The sequence below is a fragment of the Leptospira adleri genome, assembly GCF_002811985.1.
GTDB classification, from domain to species: domain Bacteria; phylum Spirochaetota; class Leptospiria; order Leptospirales; family Leptospiraceae; genus Leptospira; species Leptospira adleri.
In genome coordinates this window covers 82438-93403 of the sequence record NZ_NPDU01000010.1, presented here as the reverse complement: position 1 = coordinate 93403, position 10966 = coordinate 82438, and the positions used below count along the sequence as shown (strand labels likewise).

Here is a 10966-nt window from a genome sequence, read left to right as displayed (position 1 = left end):
ACACACACGCGGCCGGAGTCGGAACGGGAATGATCATGTCGATTTCCAGATTTTACGGAGGAAAAAAGAACGAGTTCAACAAAGCATACGGAACGATCTTATTGAGCGTAAGTATGTTTTTGATGACCAATAACAGGATCTTATTTCCGCAAGAAACGGATCCGAGACTTTTACAAGATCCCGTATTCTTAGGTTTCTATTTCGGACTCGTTCTTTATGCAAGCTCCGCGGTCCTCATTTGTATGAAGTTCATACTAGGGAATTTAGAGAACCCCTGGTCCTACTGCAAACGCGCGCTCGGAATTCTTCCCGTTGCGATTGTGTTTTCATTTCTACTGCCGAAAATTCTCTACATTTGTGTTTGCGACGGAATCGGAATTTGCATCACGCTCTACACGTTCGGGTGGTCCTGCTATAAGATTCGAAACGCAAAAAAAGAACCGGTTTTCTATCATTTTCCCTTTATGAGTTTCGTGATTTCATTCTCCTTAGTTTTGGATTTAACGGGCACAATTTTGGGATCCACAAAAATGCTTTTGATTTCGGAACTCATCCCTGGAATCGTATTGGCTTACGTGACTTTGATCGAAAGGATTTATCCGGCGCTATTTAGCAAAGTAAATGGAGAATGGAAAGAAGCTGAAATTTCGGTCGCAACGCCGGATCTTCCAGAAGAGGACGCTCCTTTTCTCAACGAGGAAGACGCGATTCCGGAGTTGAGTCGAAACATCTTGGAAGGTGTGGAGTTGAGTAAGATCGAAGAAAGGGTCAACGCATTCTTACAAATTCGAGGATATGCCGACGAGGAACTGAGGCTTCCCGACTTCGCTTCGTATCTGGGTCTTTCTACGCATCAGGCTTCTTACTATATCAACAAACACATGTCTATGAAATTTGCCGATTTCTTAAACATGAATCGAATCGAAGACGTGAAACGGAATCTGCGAAATAAATCCCACATGAATCTTCTGCAAATCGCTTTGGAATGCGGATTCAACTCTGCGTCTTCCTTTCACAGGGCTTGCGTCAAATTCACCGGAAAGTCTCCTCGAGAATTTCGAAAGTTGATCAATTCTCAGAACTAAACTTTTCTCGGTTTACTCCAATTTTCGGATATAAAGAAACGAATTACCGGCTTTATATCCGTTCTTTACGTTGTTCACTCGTTAAACGGAAGATCTTGTTACAGCTCCTACAAAACACACAAAACGGCCCGAATCCGATATCGACGGCTGACCAAAAAATTTTTTATTCTAAAAAGAGGGATCAACTTTACTTCACGGTCTGGAAAGATATGTCTTTCCACTTCTGATTCCAAATCGGAATCCATCGGATTCGACAAGTTAAGTTGAAAAAATAATTTTCTAAAAAAAATATCTATTTGGCCAATGAATGCGAATTAGCCAAATAGATACAGAGCTTATGGAGATATAGGAGCTTGAGTCGTTTGAAGTCCAAGTTGTTTAGAGAATTCAAAACTAGGATTGAGTGTAATTCAAAATTGAATTCTTATCCTATCTCGTTATAAGTTGAATTCAATAAATATAGAATATATGAAAAGATTGAAATTGAATGTAAGAATCGAACTAGAACGTCCGTAAGAACAAGGCTGAGATTCGGCGCCAGGCTGAACAAAGTTGAATAAGAATCTGAAAATTGTCTATCTGATTAACTTGTTTTCATTAATCAGATAGACCAGTACAATAGAGTGAGTTCCCTTCTACGCCTTGAATCATAACTCAAAGAAAAACCTTGGTCTTTCCAGGATATAATCTGAATCAAAAAGAACGAACAGGATCAAATACACAAACTCGATTTCGTCCGGTCGTTTTTGCTCGATAGAGAGCTTGGTCTGCGTGCGAAAAAGATTCTTCCAATCCGTGCTTTCCTCCTCGACCTTCGGAAATCCCGATGCTCAGCGTCACGGCGTTTCCGTTTTGCAGAACGACGTGATTCTCCACTTCTTGACGAAGATGTTCTGCGATGTTGACCGAATCTTCAGGATTTGCTCCGAACAGAAAGATCGCAAACTCTTCCCCGCCCCAACGACAAAGCGCATCGGTTTGTCGGATACAGGTGCTTAGAATTTTCGCAACCCTCACAAGAATCTTATCTCCTTCGTCGTGTCCGTACTGATCATTCACCGATTTGAAATGATCGATATCCACCATCAAGATCGTCCAAGTTTGCCCGTGACGACTGCTGATCGCCAGGGACTTCTGCGTTAATTTTAAGAATCCCCTTCGATTTGCAATTCCGGTCAAAGGATCGGTATGAATCAAAGCCGATATCTGTTCGATGGAGGAGCGAAGCTGCAGATATAAAATCAAAACGACCGACAACGCGCACACGAGTCCCCAAATCGGAAGCAGACTTTTCAAAACAAAAAGAACAAAGTCTACGACTTCGATTCTGTGAATCAGATAAACTTCGCCGGCCTTGATCTCAAAGGAAGCCCAATACGTGTGATCCTTTCTAAATAACGTCTCAGAAGGAATCTCCGGAATTTGAATTTTCTGCAGATCCTCAAGACCCTCCTGAGCGGTTCTTGCGATCACGTGTCGATGTTCGTCGATGAGCATACTTTCACCGATCCCGTCGCCGGTTTCCAGAATTCTCCTCATCATCTCCAATCCGATATCGATCGACGCTACGCCTATGAACTTATCTCGATAACACACCGGTTCGGCGATCGTGATCATCAAACCCCTTCCTCCGATATCGTCGTAGAGCTCCGTTACGATTTGACGTTTGCCCGGGTTTGTTTTGGGTTCGGCTTGAACCCAAAACGGCCTCGTGTAGAGCTCGTCCTTAAAATGAAAATTTTTAGCCGCTTCCCCGATTCTGGGGGTAAAGTAAAGAAATTGTTGAGCGGAAAGATAATACGCCGATACGACGTCGTTCTGTTTTTGTGCAAGCGTTTCGAACTGCCCGCCCAAACTCAACACCGCTTCTATTTCTTTCAACGCCGAAGAACTTACTTTATGAACCGATCCGATCCCGGTAAAAGTTCCTGCGTAAGCGGGATCGTTTTCGGATTGATTGTCTATGGAGATTTCAAAACGATTCAGATGAGATAGATCCTTCATCTTCTTAACGATGCGAGGATCGGTCGCTACGTCCTCGTGATAGAGCATGTAATTCGCCACGGATAAACCCAACGCTCTCGACTGATTGCTTACACGATGAAAATAATCCTGCATCGCACGGGCTCTCATCCCGACGGTTTTATATAGATCGTTTTCCAACTTTTGAACTTCATAAACAAGAATGATAAACATAAGAAGCGGGATGATTGCAAAAAGCAAAAACAGAATCCTTTTTTTGATCCTGATCCTCTCTCTATCTCTTTGAATTCGATACTTTCGCAGCAACTTTTAACTCTCCTCATCTATCCCAGACAAAGGACCTCTCAGGTCGAGTTGCATTTTGATTCGATAAAAAGAAATATTTATTCTCTCTCTAAAAGTGTCGAATTCGAAAATGAAAGATTTGTCTTGGGAAACGAAGGTCAAAAAAATCTTCGAAAAGAATTCCGTTCAAAAGTATTGGAACTCTATGAGACGGCGATTAGACGGTTCGTTTTCCATAAGGATTCAATTTTAAGGTCATAAAAATCTCCGAAGAATCAAATTGATACGATCTTGGCAAAAGAAAACATATCTTGGAACCGATTCTATTTTTTTATAAAAACACAGAAGACTTAGATTCCGTCTTTACGATTCTTCTTTTTTTCAAAAGGCCCAAAACCGACTCAGAATCATTTCATAGTGAAGAGATAGATAGAATAAGAGCGCCAAGTTTCCGTAAATCATCGCCGGGATTAACCAAAAAAGCGTAAGCCAAATCGAACCTTCGTTTAGATAGATAAAGAAGGAAGATATTCCAAGTCCTAAGTAGAGATCGATTCCGATCTGCCTCCCCCAGTGGAGCTTGAACATTTTTTTGACGCTTTGAATTAGATTCTCGCGCCAACTGCAATACATCGTATAAACGAGAAAGCAGACAAACACGAACCAGACGACGTATTTACCCCCTCCGGCAACGCCGTTCACCGCGACTACATTGTGGTTTTGTTCCGTGAAGAACGCAAAAAATCCGAAAGTAAAAAAGAGGATCCATAAGATTATTTTTGAAGTCATAGGCTCTCCTTATCCTTCAAAACTCGGTCTTTCTTTCATAAACGGTCAACCCTTATTTGAAAGTCGTTGACAATACAATAACCGGTTATTATATTTTTGAGGTGATCAAAAAAGAATCGAAGCAAAAACAAAAAGTGATCCGCAAAGCCGGACAACCCAGAATCGATCCGAAAGCTCCCCTGGAAAGAAGATCCGTCGGATTGCCCGAATCCTGGTGGAAAGAAGTCGATCTCTTGGCGAAAAACTACGGAATCAAAACCTCGGAGATTGTACGTTTGGCGGTCGGACTTCACCTCCGCCGACTCGGAAAAATCAAAATGAAAATCAATCTTCAGACGAATCGAAAGACAAATTGAATAAATAAAAATCGAATTTAAATTTTCAAAAAGGAACTTGAGCATGAATTTAAAAGAAGCAGAAGAATTTTGTATTCGATGGCTTTCCGCTTGGACCGGAAATCGACCGGAACATCTGATTTCATTCTATGAGGACGACGCTTTCTATTCCGATCCGACCGCCAAACGAGGTTTTCAAGGACATAGTAAGATTTTTCCTTACTTCAAAATTTTACTGCGGAACAATCCGAATTGGATATGGACTCACGAAGAAATCTTTCCGAACGAAAAAGGATTCTTATTAAAATGGAAAGCAGTCATCCCTACGAAAGAAAAAGAAATCATTGAATACGGAATGGACATAGTGGAAGTCGCAGACGGAAAGATCACAAGAAACGAAGTCTACTTCGATACGCGGAATTTGATTTCGAAAAAATAAAATCGCCGGCAAGCCAGCTTCTATCCGGGATCATCGAACGCATTCGGGTATATTTAATTTATTTAATATTCCTTTGATTCTTCCGAAAGGATAAGCAATTTTCCGGGTTGAACGATTTCGATTCTTCCTTTTGCGCTTTCGATCAATCCTTCTTTTTTGAGGCTTCTCAATTCGCGCACGACCACTTCGCGCACAGTTCCGATCGAATCGGCGAGATCCTGCTGGAACATCTTTACCGAAAGAAACGGCGGAGATTCTTGACTCAAGGCGTTCAAGAGCAGATGACGTGCGAGCCTTTGTCTTACGCTCGTAAAGGCGATCCCATAGACTTCTCGAAGAGCGGCGTACACCCTTCTCGCGCATTCCTCCGCAAACAACCAGGCAAGATCCGGAGTTTTTTTCCCAAAGAAACGCAAGTCGTCAAAGGATACTGCCAACACTACGGAATCCGCCAACGCCTGCACGTGGGTCTCTTCCGGTTCTCCCGATTTTTCGTCCGTCGCGATGGCGCCTACGATTCCCATCATTTCTCCGGTCTTCGCGTATCGGACCGTGGTTTGTCTTCCTGAAGGAGCGTACAAATACATTCTAAAAAATCCGGAGAGGACCAAACCCGCATAACGTGTCCCTTCCGGACTCTGAGGAATCATCTGTCCCGCGCCGATTTTGACGATCCTTCCCCTCTGCAAAAGCGGCCAGTAGGAATCCCTTTTTAAGGTCGAGAATATACTGAGTTCCAAAATTTGAGCGATCTCTTTCGTTATCTCCATCTTTCCTCCGAAAGGATCGATTCGAATTTTTAGAGAGTCTGGAACAAAAGTTCCAGGCGATTTCGAAGACGAGATGTATTCTGATTTCGATGGGCTTCGAAGTCAAGAGATTACTAATTCGCATCGGAGGTTTTACAATGTTTCATAAGTTGATCGGTTCTCTTTTCTTAATCTTTTTGATCCTGGCGGCGGCTTCGACAAGCGGATGTTTTTTACGCGCGCCTCTCCGAAAGGAAATCAAGAATTGGAATGAAATTCAAGGAACGGAAAAACGTTTTACGAACTGGGAAGAAGTTTTTTCAAATCCTAGTCGGCTCGAGGTGAAAGCACTCTTGACCGGGTACGTTCTCACGGGCCCGTCCATTCTAATCGATTCTAAAAATCCTAAAACGCCCGAGGATCAAAAAAAAGAACAATGGGTCCCCGCTCTGAGTTATTTGGTCCACCACCCCGTGCAAGGTCGTTTTCTTATGGACTCGGGAGTTCCATCCGTCGACGAACAAGGACGTTGCGACTTCACACTCGTCGGTCCGATTCTGAATATCCCCTGTCGTTCCGAGAAGGGACTCGACTCTGCAAGTCAATTAGACAAATTGAATATATCAAACGAAAATTTAAGGTTTGTCCTGATTTCTCACTTACACTGGGATCATATCGGCGGGATGGAGGCACTCAGAAAAAGAGGTCCTGTTCGGATTCTGATTTCCGAAGAAGAGGCCGAAGACGCAAGCAGCGCATTTTCCATTCTTCACGGATACGCGCCCCGAGCTTTAGAAGTGGACTTTGACGTTTCGATTCTTAACAAAGACAGATTTCAGAACATGCCTATATTAGGAAATGTTTATGATCTTTTCGGGGACGGATCGGTGTGGATCGTATCCGCCGAAGGACATACCGAAGGTGAATTGGCGGTTTTGCTCAATACGAAGACAGGACCTTTTTTGTTTACGTTCGATTCTTCCCATCTCAAAGCGGGATTTGAAAACGAAGTGACGCCCGGAGCGGTGGTAGATCAAAAGAAAAGTTTGGAAAGCCTTCGGAGAATGAGAGCTTTTTCATCGGCTTATCCGAAAGTCAAAGTCATCTACGGACACGAACCGATTCAATGGAAAAAAGAATCCGTCGTCTCGTTGACAAAGGAATGATCTTAAAATCCGTTTTAGAACAATCAAATCCGTCAAAAAAAGTCTCATGCGAAAAGAATCGGCATGAGACTCAAAGTAGCAAGGAGTCCGTTTAAAGGGAAGAATCGGATCTTTAGTTCATGTCGCTTAACAATCGATCCTAGTTTCCGGTCAATACCTTGTATTCTTTCGGGATCTGAAATCCGTTAAATCGATTGGTAAGACCGTAGATTAGAATTCCGGAAATAACAAAGCCGCAGATAAGAATCCAAACCGCTTGTTGTCCCGGAGAAGCGCCCAAAACGGAACGTTTCATCTTATTTTTATGGACCGCGGCTACGTGACCAAAAACCGAAATCATCGCCAAAGAATAATAAGGAATGAAAAATAGATTAAACGGAAACGTATTCAAACCCGCCGCACCAAAGTAGAAGTTCGTATCCAGACGCAAGACGAATCTCCCCGTCATAACAGCGCTTAGGTGAATGACTAGGAACAAAGCGAGATACAAACCGGTGAAGATCTGCAATCGATCGAAAGGACCGTAGACCTCAGTTCTCTTCCGTATAAACAAACGGATTCCCGAAACGATTTGCGTCAATACAGCAAGAAGAAGCAACGTTTCCACAAAAACGTTTCTGTAAACGAGACGAATCGTTTCCATAGTTGAGATATGAGCCGCGGGTCCCCAAAAACTCATAAAATGATTGAAAAGATGCAATCCGATAAAGACGGAAATCGTTAACCCCGAAACATAGTGAATTTTTTTAATCGTCATAATCAAGTCCTATAAGATTCAGGAACGTTCTTTTCGGATCCGTTCCGTTTCTCTTTAGAAAGAAGACGCGGGATCACGAGCCTCTGTGACAAACAAATCAAAGATAAATCCCGCCAGAAACCCTTTTCGAAAATTCTTATTCTGATAAAAACGGCAAAAAAGGGCTTGCTATTCATTCTTTATATAACCTAATAGTTATATAAAGAATGAATTCTAAACTCGAAACTTCGAACCGTTTGAACTCTACCTTTGCCGCACTTTCCGACCCGACCCGGCGCGCGATCCTCGCTCGATTGGCCGCAGGAGAGACTTCCGTGATGGAATTGGCCAAACCATTTGCGATGAGCCAACCCGCGATTTCAAAACATCTCAAAGTTTTGGAACGGGCAGGATTGATCTCGAGAAGTCGTGAAGCTCAAAAAAGACCGAGAAGAATTCACGCGAAACCTCTCGCAGAAGCGTTCGATTGGTTGGAGAAATATCGTAAATTCTGGGAAGGAAGTTTCGAACAGCTGGATGATCTCTTGGAAGAACTCAAGACAAAGAAAAAAAGTAAATCCTAAATGAATGCGAATCAACTCAGGAGAATTTTATGAACACAACCGGTAATCTAAAACTTGTTCCCAAAGGCGATCTGGAAATCGAAATGACTCGAGAATTCAACGCGTCGCGTAAGATGGTTTTCGAAACGCTCACAAAGCCGGAATACGTTAGACGCTGGCTTTTAGGTCCGCCGGGTTGGTCTATGGTCGTTTGCGAGATCGATCTGAAAGTCGGCGGCAAGTATCGTTACTTCTGGAAACACGAGGACGGAAGAACGATGGGAATGGGAGGAATCTATCAAGAGATCCAAAAACCGGAAAGAATCGTTCACACTGAAGTTTTCGACGAGTCCTGGTATTCCGGCGAATCTTTGATCACCACCGTTCTGATCGAAAAAAACGGGAAAACTTTTATGACCGCGACGTTAAAATACGAATCGATCGCAGCAAGAGATTCCGTGATCCATTCTCCGATGGAAAGCGGAGTTTCGGCGAGCTATGAAAGGCTCGACGGAATTCTTTCTTCCGCAACCTTTCCGGGAGAAACAAAATGACAAACACATTCGGAAGTGATAATTCTTATTTTTTGAATATTCTAAAAAGCATCGGTTCGGTTTTGGCCGGGTTGTCGACTATCTTCGCCGTTTCTCTGGGAACGGATCAAATATTACACGTTTTGAATGTTTATCCCCCTTGGGGAGAACCGATGTTCGACCACGGTTTAAACGCCCTCGCTCTTTCCTATCGATTGGCCTACGGGGTTTTAGGAAGTTATATCACGGCGTTTCTCGCTCCTAAAAACCCGATGCGTCATACGCTCGTCTTGGGAGGAATCGGATTGATTCTGAGCACAATCGGCGCGATTGGAGCGTTACAATACAACCTCGGACCGATTTGGTATCCGGTCGCATTGATTGTGAGCGCACTTCCCTCCGCTTGGTTAGGCGCCAAAATCAGAGAAAGACAAGGAGAAATACGATGAAAAAAATCACGCCCTTTCTTTGGTTCAACGATAATCTTGGAGAAGCGATCGACTTTTATATTTCTATCTTTCCGAATTCGAAAGTGGAACACATTTCAAAAAACGGAGAAAAGGTAGTAAGCGCGACGTTTCATCTCGAAGGTCAAAACTTCATGGCCTTGGACGGAGGACCGCACTTTACGTTTTCGCCCGCGGTTTCCTTCTTCGTGAATTGTGAAACACAGGAAGAAATCGACGAATATTGGGAAAAACTTTCGAAGGGAGGCGAGCCTCAGAGATGCGGCTGGCTCAAAGATAAGTTCGGTCTTTCCTGGCAGATCATCCCTTCGGTTCTCGGAAAATTCTTGCAAAACGAGGATCGAGAAAAAGCGAATCGCGCGATGCAGGCGATGCTTGGGATGAACAAGCTGGATATCAAAACTCTTCAAAACGCTTTTGACGGAAAGTAATTTCGTCAGCGGATAGAATACCAATCCACGATCGCCTTGACTCCGTTGGAAACTCCCGGACTCAATAGACCTTGACGGAAGTAAGGGATAAAATCCTTTTCAATGATTTCCTTTGCCTCCGAGTTGGACATTCTTTCCGCCGCGGCTTTTCCCAATTCGATTCGAATCTTACGATCGCTGAAGGAAATCAGAACGACGATTCCATTTTCAAAAAAGGAAGAATCGGTTTGAGCGAATTTTTGAAAATACTTCACTGCGTATTCTTCTTCCGTAAGATTGTCGAGCAGGGGTACGATGACAACTTCCAAACGAAGTTTTGTATCCATGTAAAGGGAACTACAGAGAAGATTGACTGTAGATCTTGTTTCCAGGGAAAGTTTATTTGCATAATCGTGAGAACAATTTTTCTGAATTCCACCGTAAATAAAAGGAGCAGTTGAAAGATAAAAGACAAAAAGTAAGACGCTGTAAATTCTGAAGCTCATTACCTACACAACAAAACGTGAGTTTGTTTTTATTAATTTTTTTTTTAAGAATCTTCCATTTGAACATTTTTCATTTTATAAACATATTTATTTTAAAGTCAAACCTTTGGTCTTATTGAATGTTCCGAAAAATGTATCGAACATTCAATTTTTGGAAAATAGAGATTCTAAACTTCCGTTCACTGCATTCAAATCCACGTATCCTTCGATCCCGGAGATCCTTCCTCGATTCTTATACTGCCATAGAATCCAGGAGATATCGGAAAATGTATTCGGGTGTTTGAAAATATCTCGGATCCAAATCGGATGTTCGAAAGATTCTTCCCCGATATACTGATCTATAAATTCGAAAGTTGAATATAAGATTGTTTTTTTGCCGTAATAGGAATCGATTCTTTCTAAATAATCTTGGATTTCCTTTTTTACGTTCTTTAAGTTCGGCCTTTCCTTACAGTTTCCCGTAAACTCAAGGTCCAAGACGGGAGGCAAAGAATTTGATTCCTTAGGCACCCACCTTATAAAATTCTCGGCTTGTTCGATGCCGGTTTTGCAGAGAGTGAAAAAATGATAAGCGCCGACGGGGAAACCCGCCTCCTTCGCTTCTTTCCAATTTGTAAAAAAGGAAGGATCTCTAAAATCTGCGCCTTCGGTGGCCTTGATATAAACGAATGAAACCTCCCGTTTTGGAACCTCGTCCCAAACGATCCTGCCTTGGTGGTGCGAGACGTCGATTCCGCGTAACGGATATTTTTTTTCGGAAGGATATACGAACCAGATTTTTCCCGAATCGAGGGCTTCGTAGACGCCTAACAATACAAATACGATCGATAGGATTAATAGAATTTTCGGTTTCATTCTGAATCTTTTTCTTATATAAGGAATCGATCGTTTTCAATCAAAGAAGAATCTTTCAAAAAGGA

Annotated in this window: 14 protein-coding genes; 8 read left to right on the top strand and 6 right to left on the bottom strand. The window is 42.7% G+C overall.

Going from position 1 to position 10966, the window contains the following annotated elements; all coding sequences use genetic code 11:
- A partial coding sequence (locus CH376_RS05745) for a helix-turn-helix domain-containing protein (protein WP_100787942.1) occupies positions 1 to 1085 on the top strand: 1085 nt, incomplete at its 5' end.
- Positions 1086 to 1778: 693 nt separating this feature from the next.
- Here CH376_RS05745 and CH376_RS05740 read toward each other — a convergent pair.
- Positions 1779 to 3356, bottom strand: a complete 1578-nt coding sequence (locus CH376_RS05740) for a sensor domain-containing diguanylate cyclase (protein WP_338063570.1) — start codon at positions 3354 to 3356, stop codon at positions 1779 to 1781.
- 378 nt (positions 3357 to 3734) lie between these two features.
- Positions 3735 to 4142 carry a hypothetical protein gene (locus CH376_RS05730; RefSeq protein WP_100786935.1) on the bottom strand — a complete coding sequence of 136 codons (408 nt, stop codon included), beginning with the start codon at positions 4140 to 4142 and terminating at the stop codon, positions 3735 to 3737.
- A 56-nt stretch (positions 4143 to 4198) separates the two neighbouring features.
- On the opposite strand from CH376_RS05730, the gene CH376_RS05725 reads away from it, so the two are divergent.
- A complete protein-coding gene (locus CH376_RS05725) occupies positions 4199 to 4498 on the top strand; it encodes a hypothetical protein (RefSeq protein WP_100786934.1) in 300 nt (99 codons plus the stop codon).
- Between the two features lie 43 nt (positions 4499 to 4541).
- Entirely contained in the window at positions 4542 to 4916 is a 375-nt protein-coding gene (locus CH376_RS05720; protein WP_100786933.1) for a nuclear transport factor 2 family protein, read from the top strand.
- 62 nt (positions 4917 to 4978) lie between these two features.
- On the opposite strand, the gene CH376_RS05715 is transcribed toward CH376_RS05720, so the two are convergent.
- Complete coding sequence (locus CH376_RS05715) at positions 4979 to 5686, bottom strand: Crp/Fnr family transcriptional regulator (protein WP_100786932.1); 708 nt, start codon at positions 5684 to 5686, stop codon at positions 4979 to 4981.
- Positions 5687 to 5823: 137 nt separating this feature from the next.
- Here CH376_RS05715 and CH376_RS05710 point away from each other — a divergent pair, with 137 nt between their 5' ends.
- On the top strand, positions 5824 to 6831 hold the full coding sequence (locus tag CH376_RS05710; RefSeq protein ID WP_100786963.1) for an N-acyl homoserine lactonase family protein: 1008 nt from the start codon (positions 5824 to 5826) through the stop codon (positions 6829 to 6831).
- Between the two features lie 139 nt (positions 6832 to 6970).
- On the opposite strand, the gene CH376_RS05705 is transcribed toward CH376_RS05710, so the two are convergent.
- Positions 6971 to 7588 carry a succinate dehydrogenase/fumarate reductase transmembrane subunit gene (locus tag CH376_RS05705; RefSeq protein ID WP_100786931.1) on the bottom strand — a complete coding sequence of 206 codons (618 nt, stop codon included), beginning with the start codon at positions 7586 to 7588 and terminating at the stop codon, positions 6971 to 6973.
- Between the two features lie 206 nt (positions 7589 to 7794).
- Between CH376_RS05705 and CH376_RS05700 the strand changes: the two genes are divergently transcribed.
- From CH376_RS05700 to CH376_RS05685, 4 genes are read left to right on the top strand one after another with little or no spacing between them, the layout of a single operon-like run.
- The gene (locus CH376_RS05700) at positions 7795 to 8151 is read left to right on the top strand and encodes an ArsR/SmtB family transcription factor (RefSeq protein ID WP_100786930.1); all 357 of its coding nucleotides are present in this window, start codon (positions 7795 to 7797) and stop codon (positions 8149 to 8151) included.
- A gap of 29 nt (positions 8152 to 8180) precedes the next feature.
- The gene (locus tag CH376_RS05695; RefSeq protein ID WP_100786929.1) at positions 8181 to 8684 is read left to right on the top strand and encodes an SRPBCC family protein; all 504 of its coding nucleotides are present in this window, start codon (positions 8181 to 8183) and stop codon (positions 8682 to 8684) included.
- Positions 8681 to 9112: a hypothetical protein gene (locus CH376_RS05690; protein WP_100786928.1), complete on the top strand. Its 432-nt coding sequence runs from the start codon at positions 8681 to 8683 to the stop codon at positions 9110 to 9112. The genes CH376_RS05695 and CH376_RS05690 overlap by 4 nt, the downstream gene beginning before the upstream one ends.
- Positions 9109 to 9561: a VOC family protein gene (locus CH376_RS05685; protein WP_100786927.1), complete on the top strand. Its 453-nt coding sequence runs from the start codon at positions 9109 to 9111 to the stop codon at positions 9559 to 9561. The genes CH376_RS05690 and CH376_RS05685 overlap by 4 nt, the downstream gene beginning before the upstream one ends.
- Positions 9562 to 9566: 5 nt before the next feature.
- On the opposite strand, the gene CH376_RS05680 is transcribed toward CH376_RS05685, so the two are convergent.
- Together CH376_RS05680 and CH376_RS05675 are read right to left on the bottom strand one after the other, a co-directional pair.
- Positions 9567 to 10046 (bottom strand): TPM domain-containing protein, encoded by a 480-nt coding sequence (locus CH376_RS05680; RefSeq protein WP_100786926.1) that lies wholly within the window; start codon positions 10044 to 10046, stop codon positions 9567 to 9569.
- Positions 10047 to 10190: 144 nt separating this feature from the next.
- Positions 10191 to 10901, bottom strand: a complete 711-nt coding sequence (locus CH376_RS05675) for a glycoside hydrolase family 25 protein (RefSeq protein WP_100786925.1) — start codon at positions 10899 to 10901, stop codon at positions 10191 to 10193.
- Positions 10902 to 10966 lie beyond the last annotated feature (65 nt).